A 15119-nucleotide genomic window follows, 5' to 3' on the forward strand; every position below is an offset into this window, starting at 1 on the left:
TACAACCGCCAATATTATATATATAACGAAAGGGTTTCTGACTATGGAAAGAAAGAGTGAGCAATTGAGGAACATCGCTCTCATCGCGCATGGGGGCTCGGGGAAAACCTCTCTGGCTGAAGCCATCCTGTTCAATGCAAAGGCAACCACGAGGCTCGGCAAGGTAGACGACAGCACCTCCCATTTTGATTTTGAGCCGGAGGAAATCAAAAGAAAGGCAACCCTGAGCACCGCCTTCCACGACTGCACCTGGAAAAAGCATATTATTAACGTGATTGACACTCCGGGCGATGACAACTTCCTCTCCGACACCAAATTTTCCCTTCAGGCGGCCGACGGCGCCGTCGTCGTTATTGACGCCACCGCAGGTGTGAAGGTCGGTACGGAAAAGGTATGGGCCTTTGCAGATGAGCAGCGACTCCCAAGGATCATCTTTGTCAACAAAATGGATAGGGAGCGGGCTGATTTCTTCAAAGTCGTTGAAGACATATCCCGTGTTTTTGAGATCAAAACAACCCCCCTCTTCCTGCCGATTGGGGCAGAAGCGAACTTTTCGGGAGTGGTCGATCTCGTCAGGAAGAAGGCAGTTGTCTTTGCCAAAGATGGGAGCGGCAAATCCGATGCTGCTGACATCCCTTCTGATATGGAGGAAATTGTCGCTGAATGGCGGGAGACAATGATTGAAAATATTGTAGAGGTGAACGACGATCTCATGGAAAAATACCTGGAAGGAGAGACCTTGTCAGACCAGGAGGTCGAAGCAACCCTCATTCAGGGGATCAAATCCGGTGCGGTCATCCCGATTGTCTGCGGCGCCGCCCTGCCGAACATAGGTGTCCCACAGTTGATGGACTTGATTGTCCAGGGGATCCCCTCGCCCCTGGAGAGACCGCCTAAGGAGGGCTCTGTACCGGGAAAAGAAGAGACTATCGAACGGATCCCGGCTGTGGATGCCCCTTTTTCGGCCCTTGTCTTCAAGACGGTTGCAGACCCCTTTGCAGGCAAACTCACCCTCATGCGGGTCTTCTCCGGTACGGTCGAATCCGATTCCACCGTGTACAATGCAAATAAGGAGATCAAAGAAAAACTGGGACAGATCCTCATACTCCAGGGCAAGAAGCAACACCCCATTGAATCGGCCGGCCCCGGGGATATTGTCGCCGTTGCCAAACTCAAGGAAACCACCACCGGAGATACCCTCTGTTCTGCCGGCGATCCCGTTATTTATACGCCCACCCAGGGGCTCCCGGCGGTCATCTCCTATGCGGTGGAGGCAAAGGTCAAGGGAACCGAGGATAAGGTCTTTGGCTCTTTTGCCAAACTCCTTGAAGAAGATCCCACCCTTAAACTGGACAGAGATCAGGCCTCAGCCGCGGTGATCCTGTCTGGGACGGGGCAAATACATTTGGAAACCGCCTGCGAACGATTGGCAAGGAAGTTCGGCGTTGAGGTCAATCTGAAGCCGGTGAGGGTGCCTTACAGAGAGACGATCAAAAAGCCGGCGAACGGGGTCGTCTACCGGCACAAGAAACAGTCCGGCGGCAGAGGGCAGTTTGCCGAGGTCCATTTCGATGTCTCTCCATTGGAACCGGATACGGGCTTTGAGTTTGATGAGGCCCTGACAGGGATGAACGTGCCCCGGAACTTTGTCCCGGCAGTTGAAAAGGGCCTGCATGAAGCGCTCACGAGCGGCACACTGGCAGGTTATCCGGTGGTGGATTTGAAGGTGCGTTTCTACGATGGAAAATCCCATGAAGTGGATTCCTCGGAAATGGCCTTCAAGATCGCAGCGAGCATGTGTCTGAAAAAGGCCGTACAGCTGGCAAACCCGATCCTTTTGGAGCCCATCATGAAGATGGAAATTACCGTGCCTGAGGATGTTATGGGCGATGTTATGGGGGATCTCAACGGACGGAGGGGAAGGGTCCTTGGGATGGATTCCCAAGGTAAATATCAGATTATCAAGGCCCAGGTGCCCATGTCCGAGGTCCTCAAGTATGCACTGGATTTGAATGCCCTGTCCGGGGGCCGGGGGACATTCCGCATGGAGCATTCTCATTACGAAGAAATGCCCGCCCAGTTGGCAGAAAAGGTTATCGCTGCGGCCAACGAAGAGGATTAGGCAGGGATCATGGACAAGAAGATCAGGGCAGGGATCATGGACAAGAAGATCAGGGCAGGGATCCTGACCATCAGCGACAAGGGGGCCAGGGGGCGTCGCGAGGATGAGAGCGGGAAGACCGTCCTCCGCATTCTGGTGGGCCATGGTTTTGATGTCGTAAACCGGGACATTGTCCCCGACGAACGCCAGAAGATTGCGGATATCCTTGTCAGATGGACGGACGTAGACCGACTCTCCCTGATCGTCACTTCCGGCGGCACCGGGCTCAGCCCCACTGATGTAACCCCCCAGGCCATGGAACAGGTAATCGATTACCAGGTGCCGGGGATGGCAGAGGCCATGCGTGCGGAAAGCCTCAAAAAGACCCCCCATGCCATGATTTCCCGGGCCATGGTCGGGGTCAGAAAGGCCTCTCTCATCATCAATCTCCCCGGCAGCCCCCGCGGGGCTGAAGAGAACCTTTCCGTGGTGCTCCCTGCCCTGGATCATGCCCTGTCAAAACTGGCAGGAGACCCCACGGACTGCGCCGAGACCCCTTCACCGTCCCTTCCCGATGCGCAAGACAAGGAGACCCCCTGATGAAAGGCTGGACCGAGGAAGAATTGGCCAACAGGAATCTGATGGCCCCGTGTGGTCTGTATTGCGGGACGTGCGGCGTCTACATCTCCACAAGAGACAGGAACGAGAAATTCAGGACCGTCATGGGAAACCTGTACGGGACACCGCCGGAGAAGACCAAATGCCTCGGCTGCATGCAACCGGATCCGCCGGAAATGCTGTACGGCTTTTGCACCCAGTGCACCATACGGGATTGCGTACGATCAAAAGGATTTTACTCGTGTCATCAATGCCAAGAGTGGCCGTGCAGCATGATCGAGAACTTCGCGTTTGCCACCGGCGTCCGGGTCATGAAACGGGCCATTCCCTTGTGGCGTGAAAAGGTGGCCGAACAGGGCGACGAAAAGGGGAGTGTTGAGTGGGCACGGGCTGAATGTGAACGATATCACTGCCCTTCCTGCGGCGAACCTCTCTTCAGGGGGGCCCAGCGGTGCCGGGCCTGCAAGCAACCTGTCGCCGACGTGTTGGATGGATCTCTGTAAATCCCATACATCCCAACTTTATTGACTTCACATTGCGGTACGCTCATGGATTCCCGTGAGGAGCAGGAGCGCGCCCGCGATCTCAACGAAGCACGGCGACTACCCCGTAGCTTCCCGGAAGTGGTCCCACAGCCTGCGGAGATGGGTCGCGGGATCGGTCAGATACTCCTGCTGATCGATATCGATAAAATCGATGGCACTACTTTGGTGCGGGTTGGATCGGATCTCTTTAATAAGGGCCTCAACCCCCTTCTTCGGCTCTCCCCCCCAATCCAGCAACCCTGTTTTTTCATATCCGGGCTGCACATTCCAAGGCGGCCGGGAATGGAGGTGCTTTTCCGGGTCTATCAGATTGAGCCATGTCAGGCCTGCCCCTCCCTGGCGTCCGAAGACCGAAACCGACGCAAGGGTTTCTTCCCGGACGTCCATATCCGACATCATGGCCCAGCCGATCTCCGGGGAGACCTGTTTTCCAAACAGCCAGTGTGCCATTGAACAGAGGTAGGATGCCAGTGATACTTCTTCTGTCAGATCATCACGCCGCTTCCATTCCTTGAAATCGGCGTCCATCCCTCTCAGATATAGCGCATCCACCTGCCGGGCCAGCATTCGAATCAATTGGGGATACAGAAGCCCGGACATATCAAGGCTGAGACATATCTCTCCGGCTTCATCGTGGGCTCTGATCTCGGCGCAATAGGATTTCAGGATCAAATCCGCTGATTGAGACTCGGGTTTCGACCATTCAACAATGCGGTCCATGATGACCCACCCGGCCAATGCAGGATGTCCACCAATAGCAGCCACCAGTTCCCGAAAACATTCGAGCCGTTTCCTGACAATGGAAGGATCGGCCCACCACGTAAAAGGACGCAGGGGTCTCATGGCGCCATCAACAAATACCGGGGTGCTCCTTGAATCCAGAGATCCCCTTACCAGATAGGGCGCCACCCATTCCACGCCCAGAATCCGCTGAGCCGGGGCCAACAGCCAGACCTTGATCCCTGCATCCTCGACCTGGTCCAACCCCTGAATGAGTCCATCCAGAAATCGTACTTTATGCCGGTTCGCTCTCAATAAAGATTCCTCTAATACCGGAATCATCAGACGATCCAAACCAAGACTTCGGGCAATCCCGGCGGTCCGGCCCAAATAGACCGGATGAGGCGGTTCAAGGTCCGCCAATCCCCTCACCGGACAGATATATATGGCTGAAGCCCACATCATCTCAAAAAGTGTCTCTTACAGACTTTCATTCCAGCCTTTCCAATTCGGCTTTTCTGAGCGCAATTCTGGCCTTTGCAAGCCGTGAATAGTATTCGCGGATTTTCTTCGACCGACCTTGGGCCACCGCCCTGAGAAGGTCCCCCTCCAGCTCTGCGACTTCCAGGAGCTTGTAATAGTCCAAGGACTCCTTGAGGTGGGCAAGCACGATGAGCCCGGTGAGCAGGGGATGATTGTTGGTCACATTGGCATCCGTAAACCGCATCCCGTGCTCCAGTTCCACCTCAAGGCCTGCCTGGAACTCTTTGGGATCGATCGCCATCTTGCGTGGGTTTATTTCCGAAAGGATGATCTTTGCCTCCTTTAACGAGACTTTGGACTCCTTCTTTTGAGTCCAATCACTGATCTTGACCTCCTTGCAGACCCGTTTTACCTCCTCCTCAGTAACATAACAGGGGATTTTCATGCCTTTCTCCTCCATAACTGTTTAGAGACTTTGTTTGTAATCCCGCCTTGCGGGACACCATGCAGAGAAGTTGGCGCCTTATCAGTCAGCGCGTGGGGGTCTCTGAAAATCTTCGGGCTTTGCACCCATGCCTTTTTGGCTGCGGCTGTCAGGCCGCCTTGGGGTTCATAATTAGTACCCGAACGGAAACCCGGAAAATCAAGAAACGGTGAAATATGAGAAGAGGTTCTGTTAATGTTGATTTTGTTCCATCAATTTTCAATTTTCAATTCTTGAATATTCAATAGTGCCTGAATCACGCCAAGGCGTGATTTTCGTTCAGGCACTAATTACAAGCATACCAGGCCCTTTCGGTCTCAGGCAAGAAAATTCCCTTAGGATTCCCCAAAAAAACGTTTTTCATTTCTACCAATGTCTTTTGCCTTCCATCCATACCTCTTGTGGCTCAAATACCGCCAACTAAAAATCCTGGGTGTCCCTCACCGACTTGATTTTTGATATTGACCTTGGTAGGGTCATTATCTAAATTATCCAAGAAATCCCCAGAGCGGCCGAATAACCGCCTGCCGGAGAGGCCAGTGGACCTCACAAGTCGAAGTGTTTCTCACCAGGGCGGGGAGACGTTAAGATTCTAAACGCACATAAGATTAAGGAGTTTCACCATGTTTCTTTCCCTTATTCGAAAACGCCGGAGCATTAGAAGATATACCCAAGAACCGGTGGAGGCCGAAAAGCTGGACCTGCTGGTTGAGGCGGCCCTTCGATCCCCGTCTTCCATGGGGAACACCCCGTGGGAGTTTGTCATTGTCACCGATCCGGAGGTCCTCGAGAGGCTTTCCGCGGCCAAACCCCACGGGGCCGCCTTCCTGAAAAATGCGCCGTTGGCGATAATCGTCTGCGCAGACCCCGAAAAAAGCACTGTATGGATCGAAGACGCGTCTATTGCCGCCATCTTCATCCATCTGGCAGCCGAATCCTTAGGTCTGGGAAGCTGTTGGATACAGATCAGGGACAGGATGCACAATGAGAATAAGCCCGCGGGGGCGTACATTTCCGAGATCCTGGACATCCCCGGTCATCTGCAGGTGGAGGCCATGATCGCCATCGGTTATCCGGCCGAAAAAGCGGTGCCCCATCCAGGAGAAGCGCTTCTCTACGAAAGGGTATTTTCCGGCGCTTATGGAAGACCTTACCGGAAGTAATTCACCTCTTGCGCCCCTGGAATCCTCCGGGTACAGCCGATGGCTGGTCATTCCCAGGGAGTAAAAAACACATGAACGCCGCACCCGCCATGGAAAAGAGAGACGACCCGACCGACCCCTCCCTTAAGGCCTCCATGCACGATGGGGTTTCCCATGCGGTCATGCTGGGGGCGGGCGAAATCTATCTGGGACCTTTTGGCATATACTTACAGGCCACCACGCTTCAAGTGGGCATTCTGGCCAGCCTTCCACAACTCTTAGGGGCCGTAATGCAATGGGCAAGCGCCATCTCAATGGACCGTTTTACGGGTCGTCGGCGCATCATTGTGGCAGGGGCTCTTTTCCAGGGGCTTGTTTGGCTCCCGATCTCGCTTCTCCCCTTTGCCTTTAAAAGAGGAGAGATGACGGTCTGGCTCCTTATCGCCCTGGCGATCCTTTATCATGGAGCCAACGGGGCGGTTGTGCCGGTTTGGAACAGCCTGATAGGCGATCTGGTGCCTTCAGACATCAGGGGAAGGTTTTTCGGAAACCGAAACCGATTCAGCGGCATGAGCACCTTTCTCGCGCTTATCGCTGCCGGCGGGATTCTGCAGATGTTTTCCGGACAGAATCAGGTCGCGTGGGGATATCTGATCATCTTTTTCGCAGCATTGACAGCCAAGTTGAACTCAGTGCGGTGGCTTGCCAGGTATGCGGATCCCGCTTTCCATCTCTCGCCGGAACAGGTATTCACCTTCCGGCAATTTATAAGGCGTTCACCCCGTTCCAATTTTGCCAAGTTCGTATTTTTTGTGGGGGCGGTCAATTTCGGCGTTTCCTTTTCAGGTCCCTATTTCGCCCTGTATATGCTCAGGGACCTGGGTTTTTCATATCTTCAATTCACCATTGTGACTGCAGTGGCTACCATCGCTCAATTCCTCACCTTCCGATACTGGGGCGGCCTGACCGATCGTTTCGGCAACAAAAAAATCCTCAATCTCTGCGGGTGGGGGATCGGACTCGTCCCCATGCTCTGGCTGGTGTCCACCCATCCAGGATATCTGATCGTCATCCAGGCCTATGCCGGGCTCATATGGGCAGGATTCAGCCTTTCGGCCGCCAATTTTCTCTTTGACGCAGTCACTCCCGCTAAACGGGCCCGGTGCGTCGCCTATCAAGGGTTGATAAACGGCCTCTGCGTTTTTTTCGGTTCCCTGTGCGGCGGTCTCGTGGCAAATGAGCTGCCGGAATCCTTCTCTCTCGGGCAATGGACGTGGACGCCGATCTCGGCCCTGCCGGTGATCTTCCTGATATCGGGTCTTGTCCGCTTTGTCTCGGCCGGCTTCTTCTTAATGAAATTTCGAGAAGTTCGCACTGTGGAGCCCATCAGCCACGGTGAACTGATATTCAGAGTGAGTCAGATTCGACCCATTGCAGGGGCCACCTTCACCCTCTTCACCGATTATCTTCGACAGTCGCGAACCAGAAAAAAAGGGCCGTAAGCCGGATCGGGCCTTCATGGTTCGACAGGATTTTTCCGCACATATGGGAGTTGCAGACAAAAGACGCTAGTATCCCCTTTTGAAGTCGACCACATGCATGAGGGGAAGGCCGGCCGTAAACCGGCGATAATTTTCAGCGAAAATCGGCACGACATCCTTCGGGAAACTGATTGCGGAATGGTGCGGGGTAATGAAGACATTCGGCAACTCCCAGAGCCGGCTCTCTTTCGGGAGAGGTTCCTGTTCAAATACATCGAGAACCGCCCCCCGTATCCGGTGTTGCGTCACGGCACGGACCAGCGAATGCTCCGAAACGACCGTTCCTCTCCCCACATTGATGAGCACGGCCGACGGCTTCATGGCCTGAAACGCCGTATCGTCAAAAATATGTACGGTTTCCATGGTATGGGGAAGGGTGACCACCACATAATCCGGGCCTGAAAGAAATTCCGTGAACCCGGAACGGCCGAAGACACGGTCGACACCGGGAACGGGTTCCCCTGAACGTCTGTATCCCCACACCTTCATGCCGAAACAGTCTGCGGTGCGCGCAATCTCCATGCCGATCGATCCGAGTCCACAGATGCCGAGGAGCAAACCGGTCAAGGACCGGTAGGGCATATCCGACCATTCCCTGTTCTTCTGATACTCATGGGCCTGAAAGAGGTTCCGTTCCAGGGCAAGGATATAAGCGAATACATATTCGCTCATGAGCGTCCCGAATATCCCCTCAACACGGGTAAGGACATAATCGCTACGTGGAGGAGGGGCGACCAGCGCCTCGACGCCTGCAAAGGCGGACTGAATCCACTCGAGGCATCCGGCATGGGCCATCAGCGGAACGATCCGTTTCGGCTCCCCCAGGATGATATTACAGGAATCAACATAAGTGGCCGCCTCCCTGGGTGTTCTGCAGGCGTTGACATCCAGGTCAGGGAGATCCAGTGCTGCGATCAAGCGGACATAGGGATCCGGATCCCGGGTCAGGATAAGAACACGATTTTTTTTCATCATTTTCCATCACCTCAAGAGGCGTACCCCATACGCTGCGGCTGCACTGTTTTTCTGATTTCATGATCACCAATACAATTACATCAAGTCCTCTGTTTTTTCAAGTGTGGTTACCTGGATCTGCGGTCAGATGGGTGGAGGGAAGGCCCCCTGCGGAAAAAGGTTGACAAGGATGGAACTGCGGCGTACAAAATGGAAGGAATTTTAGCGTCTTCTATTCAACACATCTGTATCAAAACTTGCCAATCCAAGGAGCCAGCCATGAATGATAAACCCAATATACAGGATATAAGAGTGTTGCTGATTGACGATGAAGAAACCCTTGTCGAATACCTCTCAAAACGCCTCCTGAGGGAAGGATTCACTGTTAAGGCCTCTTTTTCGGGAGAGGAAGCGATCGAAGTGGCCAGTAACGATGACTTTGATGTGGCTGTCGTCGATCTTAAAATGCCGGGGATGGATGGTGTTGAGACACAGAAGAGACTGAAGAAGATCCAGCCATTCCTCCAGAGCATTGTCCTCACGGGCCACGGGACCCTCGATTCCGCTCTTGAAAGCGGCAAGCACGATGCCTTCAAATATCTCCTCAAACCGATCGAATACGAAAATCTGGTGGAAACCATTCGAGAAGCATACGAGACAAAGGTACAGTTGCAGAACGCCAAATTCCGAGAGGAAGTTGAAAATATTTACCGGTCCGGCCTTGGGGCTAGAGGGATTAAGAAGGCGATGAACAAAGTGCGAAAGATCTATGGAATTGACTGACCCTTTCTGCTGCCTTTCAAATGAAACTACACAGGAGGTCTCGATACATAAAAGGGAACTTCTGCAGATGAGGAAGTATTTGCAGTTCCTCCTGCAGAACATCGATGATATGATTTTCGCCACGGATCTCGACGGCATCCTGGTCTCATTCAGCAGCGGGGGAGAAAAGGCACTGGGTTACTCCTGGGCGGAGATCGCAGGTAGAGCCGTCAGGGAGCTGGCTGTTGACCCATCGGAATTTGACAGACTGGCGGCCGTTTCTCAAAAGGAGGGGAGCGCTATCCGTCCGGAGTTTCCATTTCAGCACAAGACCGGCCGCACCATCTACTGCGAGGTCTCTCTGAACGCCCTTACCAATACTCAAGGACAACCCGTCGGAACCGTAGGGGTTTGTCGGGACATCACCCAGTGGAAAGAGATTCAGGAGGATCTCATACGGGTCGACAGGCTGGCCGAAATCGGCCGGACATCATCGGGCATCATCCATGAGATCAATAATCCGATTGCGGTTATCGGTGAAATTGCAGGTTGGATCGAAGCGGTGGCAGCGGACGCCAAGGGACTCAATCCTGAAGATCGAGAAGAGATAGAAACAGCCGTGCAGCATATCAGGGAACAGACGAGACGCTGCCGGAGCATCACCCATCAAGTGTTGAGCTTTGTAAGGGATTCAGGGCCTTCGAAGACATCCATAGACATCCACCAGCTCCTGGAAGAAACCGCTTCTTTTTTGCATCCCGATCTGAAATATAAGGAGATCGAGGTAGTGCTGAATCTTATGGATGGTCCGCTCCTGATGGATTCAGACAAGCAGCTGCTGGAACAAGTCCTGGTCAATCTCATGTCAAATGCTGTCTATGCCGTTAAGGAAAAGAAGGAGACGGGGGGGCGGATCCAGATTGAAACCGTGCGTGATGAATCCATGATCGAGATCAGGATTTCCGACAATGGCATCGGCATTTCCGAAGAAAATCAGAAACGGATGTACGATCTTTTTTTTACCACCAAACCCCGTGGCAAAGGGACGGGCCTCGGCCTTCCCATCTGCCGGAACATCATCGGTAAACTGGGAGGTAGTCTGGCTTTTAAAAGCGAAGCAGGAGAAGGAACGACCTTTTTCATCAGACTCCCTGCCTCTTAATTGTTATACGCTGTTATGGACGTGAATGTCCGGTTTTGGTCACGCCTCCTTTCGGGTCATCAAGGACCGGGCATCGAGCATGTGCAGGAGTAGCTGTTCTCAAGGAATCTCTTGAAAGGAGCGGATACTTGGAGGTCCATGCCCAGATAGACACCCCCCGTCGCCCACGGCGAAAGGCCTCTGCATCCGGAGCTGCCCGGTCCCACCGGCCTGGCCTTGAGATTCTTCCCCGCATCCTGACCTTCTTCATTCTGTTCTTCCTCTGGCTCATTCTTTCCGGCCAGTTTGACTCCTTCCACATCACCTTAGGGGTCATCTCATGTCTCATGGTCACCTATTTTTCCGGCGATCTTCTCTTTCCGGGGACGAGGAAAACGGGGCTGATCCGGCTCGGCTTCAGGGTCGCCCTATATGTGCCGTGGCTGCTTTATCAGGTTCTCATGGCCAATTTCCATATCCTGTATCTGGTATTTCACCCCAGGATGATGGATCTCATCGATCCGAGTATCATCCGATTCCAAAGCAGGCTCAAAGAAGAACTTCCCCTGGTTATCTTCGCCAACTCCATTACCCTGACGCCGGGCACCATCACTGTTTATGTATCCGTGGATGGAGATTTCCAGGTCCATGCTATCGACAGGAAATCGGGAGAACCCCTTCCGGGGGAAATGGAGGCCCGGATCATCAGGGCATTCAAGGAGGTCTGATGTCGAACGTCTTTCTCTATACGGGTCTATATCTCTGTCTGTTGATGATTGCATCGCTGTATCGCGCCATCTTCGGCCCCACGGTCCTGGATCGTCTGATCGGCGTCAATGCCATCGGAAGCAAGACGGTCATCCTCCTTTTGCTGATCGGTCTGATCTACGGCAGAGTGGATATGTTCGTGGACATCGCCCTGGCCTATGCCCTTCTCAATTTCACGGCCGTATTGGCTGCGTCCAGGTATTTTCAGAAAAAGAAGGGCCTTTACGAAGAGTCGTCATAACGGCAATTGCGGTTTTTGTCGGGTTTATTGGGTTCGCGAATGAAAATAATGAGTTCCAAGTTTCAAATGTCAGGTTCTCTGGATCATCAATCGATAATCATCAATCTCTGAGGGCGCTCATGTTGGACATCATTGTAATTTTTCTCCTTATCAGCGGCCTGATCTTTTTTACGGGCGGGGCAGTGGGGATCTTGCGACTCCCCGACTTTTACACGCGGCTCCATCCGGCCGGCAAAATGGATACACTTGGATCTCTTCTCATGGTACTGGCCGTGGCACTGTTCAACCTTCATGATTTCACATGGAACCAGCTTATTACCAGCCTGAAAATAATGTTGATTGTGCTCTTCGTCTTTGTCCTGAGCCCTACGGCCACCCATGCCATTGTCGATGCAGGCGTCAGGGCCGGCCTCAAGCCCTGGACAAAGGAGAAGAAATGAACGTCGAACATCCAACGTCGAATGAAGAACACGAAATCTAATCCAAGGCTTCAGGCGCCTGCAATTTCAGGCACTCGTAACTTCAGTCACTTTAGCTCACTTTAGTCACTTTAGCTCACTTTAGGCACTTTAGCTCACTTTAGTCACTTTAGTCACTTCCAAGAGGACCTCCTCATGATCTGGCAACTGGACCTTGCGATTCTGACACTGGTCATCTTTACCGCCATTGCCGCCATCTCAGTAAAAGATCTACTCGGTTGCGCCATCCTGTTCGGGGCCTACAGTTTTCTCATGTGCCTCCTCTGGGCCATCATGGCGGCTGTGGACGTGGCCTTCACAGAGGCGTCTGTCGGGGCCGGGGTGAGCACCGTCTTTTTTGTAGCGGCCGTATTCCGCACGACCCGGAGGACTCGAGATTGAAGGCGGCAGGACTTATCATCGTTCTATTGACCGGGGGGCTCCTTCTCTATGCCACCCAAGATTTTCCCCCGTGGGGAGCGCCTGACTCGCCCGCCAGCACCCATGTGTCCCCCCGGTATCTTCAGAAGGCCACGGAAGAGACTGCCGTCCCCAACATCGTCACGGCAGTGTTAGCCGATTACCGGGGCTTTGACACCATGTTTGAAACGACTGTCATCTTCTGCGCCGGTATCGGCTGTTTCGTACTCCTGAGGATATTCAGGCAGAAGCCGGAGGACCGCTATTACCGACACATTGCCACCGAAATTACCCTTCACATCAAGGGTGGAAGGCTCCCGAACAAATCCAGGGAGTTCGAAAGAATCGACACCCTGTGGACCCCCTATGACCTGGTCATCAAGACCGTCTGCCGGATACTGGCCCCTTTTATCCAGCTCTTTGCCCTCTATGTCATCGCCCATGGTCACCACAGCCCCGGAGGCGGTTTTCAGGGGGGGGTCATCCTGGGCGCCAGCATCATTCTGATCGCCATTTCCCACAACATGCGGACCGCCATTGCCCGCATCAGCGAAAAAGTCGACAACCTCCTCATGGCCGTCGGCGTATTCATATACGCTGGAATCGGGGCCGTGTGCGTCATGTTAGGAGCCGCATTCCTGGATTACGGCAATCTCTCCGTGATTCTTTTTGCAGATGAGATCATGGCCCGTTCACACGGGATCTTAGGTGTCGAGATCGGCGTGGGGATTACGGTCATGGCCGTCATGATCTCCATCTACAACAATCTGGCCTCGGCCGGAAAACAGGATGAGGGGTTATAGGCGATGTCTGATCTCATTCCCATTCTAGTGGCCAAGTACAATTACTGGCTCTACATTGTTTTGATGATGATCGGGCTCTATGCCATGATCGCCAAGAACAACTTGGTCAAGAAACTGGTGGGGATGAACATCTTTCAGACCTCCATCATCCTTTTTTATGTCTCCATCGGTTGCAAAAAGGGGGCAACCATCCCCATCATCCAGCACGGAATGGCCGCCGGCCATCATGCCATCGATCCTTCCCATTATGTCAATCCGCTTCCCCATGTGCTGATGCTTACGGCCATCGTGGTTTCTGTTTCCACCTTCGGCGTGGCCCTGGCGCTGGCAATTAAGACCTATCACCAATACAAGACGTTGGAAGAAGATGAAATCCTCGCGCGATTGAGGCCCAGATGAACGACCATTACCCTGCCCTTTTGATCATTTCACCGCTCCTGTTCGCATTCCTCGTCAGCGGCATGGCATGGATCAGAAAGGGCCTGTGCTACCCGTTGGCGCTTGTCGGATCGGGCCTGTGCACCTGGTTTTCAGTCCGGCTCCTGGCCGATGTCCTTCAAAAGGGCGTGGTTCAGTACCGATTGGGAGGATGGGAAACGCCCTGGGGTATCGGGTATCATGTGGATACCCTCAACGGCATGGTGCTGGCGGTGGTATCTGTTCTGGCCTTCATCAATCTGGTGGCAACCCGCAGGAGCGTGTCAGCTGAATTTCCTGAAAAAGAAGGCGCCTTTTATACCCTCTATCTCCTCTTTATTGTGGGTCTCGTAGGCATGGTGGTGACCGGAGACCTGTTCAATCTCTACGTCCTGCTGGAGGTGGCCTCCCTGACCAGTTACGCCCTGATCGCCCTGGGAGGCCCCCGTGCCCCCCTGGCCAGCCTCAACTATCTCTTCATGGGGACCATCGGCGGCTGTTTCTATCTCCTGGGCGTAGGCTACCTCTATATCATGACCGGTTCCCTCAACATGGCGGACGTGGCCTCCCTCCTCCCTGGGATATATTCTTCAACCGCCATATGGGCGGCCTTTACCTTCTGCATGGTGGGGATAGGCATTAAAATGGCTTTTTTCCCCCTCCATGGTTGGCTTCCCAATGCCTACACCTTTGCACCGTCCTCGGTGAGCAGTCTCATGGCGCCCCTCATGACCAAGGTCATGGTCTATGTGATGATCCGCCTCATGCTCTCGGTCTTCACCATCGATTTCACCTTTTCGGTTCTGAGCCTGGGGACTGCGATGGTCTGGCTGTCTATCCTGGCCATTGTCACGGGGGCCTTGCTGGCCCTGGCCCAGAAAAACCTCAAAAGGATGTTCTGCTATATCATTGTCTCTGAAATCGGGTACATGGTGGGAGGGGCATGGCTCGGCAATGCCGCGGGCATGACAGGGGCGATCCTTCACATTCTCAATGACGCGCTCATGACCATCTGTCTCTTTCTTACTGCAGCCAACGTCCATTACCGAATCAGCGGCCTGGAACTCCACCAGCTGCGGGGGCTCTTTCACCGGATGCCCCTGACCATGGCCTGTTTTGTGGCGGCCGGCCTGAGCATCATCGGGGTGCCGCCCACCTGCGGATTCTTCAGCAAATGGTACCTCATCACCGGGGCCCTTCAGGCAGGGCAGTACGGCTTCGTGGCAGCGCTCCTGTTCAGCAGCCTGGTTAACGTTATCCTCTTTTTCAGGGTGATTGAAATAAGCTACTACGGGGACATGCAACACCCTCACGGACATGGATCTCCGGCCGGGCCAAGGACAGAGGCCCCTGCAACCATGCTGGCCCCGCTCTTAATTGTCTCAGCAGGACTGGTGATCATCGGCGTGTATACTGGGACGATCGTAACGACCGTCATCGATCCCATCATCCCCGCGACCCTGGTGCGGTAGGGGTGCTGGATACTGGATGCTGGATGCTGGATACTGGATGTTCATCGCT

17 protein-coding genes are annotated in these 15119 nt (G+C 53.7%); 14 read left to right on the forward strand and 3 right to left on the reverse strand.

Going from position 1 to position 15119, the window contains the following annotated elements:
* The first annotated feature begins 43 nt into the window (after positions 1–43).
* The 3 genes from fusA to K9N21_17240 are packed head-to-tail and all read left to right on the forward strand — an operon-like array spanning position 44 to position 3222.
* Positions 44–2122, forward strand: a complete 2079-nt coding sequence (gene fusA, locus K9N21_17230) for an elongation factor G (GenBank protein ID MCF8145656.1) — start codon at positions 44–46, stop codon at positions 2120–2122.
* 36 nt (positions 2123–2158) lie between these two features.
* Entirely contained in the window at positions 2159–2701 is a 543-nt protein-coding gene (locus tag K9N21_17235; protein ID MCF8145657.1) for a MogA/MoaB family molybdenum cofactor biosynthesis protein, read from the forward strand.
* On the forward strand, positions 2701–3222 hold the full coding sequence (locus K9N21_17240) for a DUF3795 domain-containing protein (GenBank protein MCF8145658.1): 522 nt from the start codon (positions 2701–2703) through the stop codon (positions 3220–3222). The genes K9N21_17235 and K9N21_17240 overlap by 1 nt, the downstream gene beginning before the upstream one ends.
* A 99-nt stretch (positions 3223–3321) precedes the next feature.
* Here the strand turns inward: K9N21_17240 and K9N21_17245 are convergent, their stop codons facing one another.
* Both K9N21_17245 and K9N21_17250 read right to left on the reverse strand, forming a co-directional pair.
* A complete protein-coding gene (locus K9N21_17245; GenBank protein MCF8145659.1) occupies positions 3322–4449 on the reverse strand; it encodes a hypothetical protein in 1128 nt (375 codons plus the stop codon).
* A gap of 25 nt (positions 4450–4474) precedes the next feature.
* Positions 4475–4912 (reverse strand): hypothetical protein, encoded by a 438-nt coding sequence (locus K9N21_17250; protein MCF8145660.1) that lies wholly within the window; start codon positions 4910–4912, stop codon positions 4475–4477.
* Positions 4913–5574: 662 nt separating this feature from the next.
* Between K9N21_17250 and K9N21_17255 the strand changes: the two genes are divergently transcribed.
* Both K9N21_17255 and K9N21_17260 read left to right on the forward strand, forming a co-directional pair.
* Positions 5575–6114: a nitroreductase family protein gene (locus K9N21_17255; protein MCF8145661.1), complete on the forward strand. Its 540-nt coding sequence runs from the start codon at positions 5575–5577 to the stop codon at positions 6112–6114.
* Between the two features lie 71 nt (positions 6115–6185).
* Positions 6186–7595, forward strand: a complete 1410-nt coding sequence (locus K9N21_17260; protein MCF8145662.1) for an MFS transporter — start codon at positions 6186–6188, stop codon at positions 7593–7595.
* A gap of 66 nt (positions 7596–7661) precedes the next feature.
* On the opposite strand, the gene K9N21_17265 is transcribed toward K9N21_17260, so the two are convergent.
* The gene (locus tag K9N21_17265) at positions 7662–8609 is read right to left on the reverse strand and encodes a D-2-hydroxyacid dehydrogenase (GenBank protein MCF8145663.1); all 948 of its coding nucleotides are present in this window, start codon (positions 8607–8609) and stop codon (positions 7662–7664) included.
* A gap of 285 nt (positions 8610–8894) precedes the next feature.
* Between K9N21_17265 and K9N21_17270 the strand changes: the two genes are divergently transcribed.
* The 9 genes from K9N21_17270 (at position 8895) to K9N21_17310 (ending at position 15070) form a co-directional block, all read left to right on the forward strand.
* Entirely contained in the window at positions 8895–9371 is a 477-nt protein-coding gene (locus tag K9N21_17270; GenBank protein ID MCF8145664.1) for a response regulator, read from the forward strand.
* A 67-nt stretch (positions 9372–9438) separates the two neighbouring features.
* Positions 9439–10512: a PAS domain S-box protein gene (locus K9N21_17275; GenBank protein ID MCF8145665.1), complete on the forward strand. Its 1074-nt coding sequence runs from the start codon at positions 9439–9441 to the stop codon at positions 10510–10512.
* Between the two features lie 128 nt (positions 10513–10640).
* On the forward strand, positions 10641–11219 hold the full coding sequence (locus K9N21_17280) for a Na+/H+ antiporter subunit E (protein MCF8145666.1): 579 nt from the start codon (positions 10641–10643) through the stop codon (positions 11217–11219).
* Positions 11219–11500, forward strand: coding sequence for a pH regulation protein F (locus tag K9N21_17285; protein ID MCF8145667.1), 282 nt, complete (start codon positions 11219–11221; stop codon positions 11498–11500). Before K9N21_17280 ends, K9N21_17285 begins: the two co-directional genes overlap by 1 nt.
* A gap of 119 nt (positions 11501–11619) precedes the next feature.
* Entirely contained in the window at positions 11620–11940 is a 321-nt protein-coding gene (gene mnhG / locus K9N21_17290) for a monovalent cation/H(+) antiporter subunit G (GenBank protein ID MCF8145668.1), read from the forward strand.
* A 174-nt stretch (positions 11941–12114) separates the two neighbouring features.
* A complete protein-coding gene (locus K9N21_17295) occupies positions 12115–12360 on the forward strand; it encodes a DUF4040 domain-containing protein (protein MCF8145669.1) in 246 nt (81 codons plus the stop codon).
* Positions 12357–13181: a sodium:proton antiporter gene (locus tag K9N21_17300; GenBank protein ID MCF8145670.1), complete on the forward strand. Its 825-nt coding sequence runs from the start codon at positions 12357–12359 to the stop codon at positions 13179–13181. The genes K9N21_17295 and K9N21_17300 overlap by 4 nt, the downstream gene beginning before the upstream one ends.
* A 3-nt stretch (positions 13182–13184) precedes the next feature.
* The gene (locus tag K9N21_17305; GenBank protein ID MCF8145671.1) at positions 13185–13580 is read left to right on the forward strand and encodes a cation:proton antiporter subunit C; all 396 of its coding nucleotides are present in this window, start codon (positions 13185–13187) and stop codon (positions 13578–13580) included.
* A complete protein-coding gene (locus K9N21_17310; protein ID MCF8145672.1) occupies positions 13577–15070 on the forward strand; it encodes a monovalent cation/H+ antiporter subunit D family protein in 1494 nt (497 codons plus the stop codon). The genes K9N21_17305 and K9N21_17310 overlap by 4 nt, the downstream gene beginning before the upstream one ends.
* Positions 15071–15119 lie beyond the last annotated feature (49 nt).

The sequence above is a fragment of the Deltaproteobacteria bacterium genome, from assembly GCA_021737785.1.
Classification (GTDB): Bacteria; Desulfobacterota; DSM-4660; order Desulfatiglandales; family Desulfatiglandaceae; genus AUK324.

Bases quoted from the DNA above. Each gene is read 5' to 3' on its own strand.
- K9N21_17295 (MCF8145669.1), top strand. From the start codon at position 12,115: ATGATCTGGCAACTGGACCTTGCGATTCTGACACTGGTCATCTTTACC.
- K9N21_17260 (MCF8145662.1), top strand. From the start codon at position 6,186: ATGAACGCCGCACCCGCCATGGAAAAGAGAGACGACCCGACCGACCCC.
- K9N21_17240 (MCF8145658.1), top strand. From the start codon at position 2,701: ATGAAAGGCTGGACCGAGGAAGAATTGGCCAACAGGAATCTGATGGCC.
- K9N21_17250 (MCF8145660.1), bottom strand. From the start codon at position 4,912: ATGAAAATCCCCTGTTATGTTACTGAGGAGGAGGTAAAACGGGTCTGC.
- mnhG (MCF8145668.1), top strand. From the start codon at position 11,620: ATGTTGGACATCATTGTAATTTTTCTCCTTATCAGCGGCCTGATCTTT.
- fusA (MCF8145656.1), top strand. From the start codon at position 44: ATGGAAAGAAAGAGTGAGCAATTGAGGAACATCGCTCTCATCGCGCAT.
- K9N21_17310 (MCF8145672.1), top strand. From the start codon at position 13,577: ATGAACGACCATTACCCTGCCCTTTTGATCATTTCACCGCTCCTGTTC.
- K9N21_17285 (MCF8145667.1), top strand. From the start codon at position 11,219: ATGTCGAACGTCTTTCTCTATACGGGTCTATATCTCTGTCTGTTGATG.
- K9N21_17275 (MCF8145665.1), top strand. From the start codon at position 9,439: ATGAGGAAGTATTTGCAGTTCCTCCTGCAGAACATCGATGATATGATT.
- K9N21_17265 (MCF8145663.1), bottom strand. From the start codon at position 8,609: ATGATGAAAAAAAATCGTGTTCTTATCCTGACCCGGGATCCGGATCCC.
- K9N21_17245 (MCF8145659.1), bottom strand. From the start codon at position 4,449: ATGATGTGGGCTTCAGCCATATATATCTGTCCGGTGAGGGGATTGGCG.
- K9N21_17255 (MCF8145661.1), top strand. From the start codon at position 5,575: ATGTTTCTTTCCCTTATTCGAAAACGCCGGAGCATTAGAAGATATACC.
- K9N21_17305 (MCF8145671.1), top strand. From the start codon at position 13,185: ATGTCTGATCTCATTCCCATTCTAGTGGCCAAGTACAATTACTGGCTC.
- K9N21_17235 (MCF8145657.1), top strand. From the start codon at position 2,159: ATGGACAAGAAGATCAGGGCAGGGATCCTGACCATCAGCGACAAGGGG.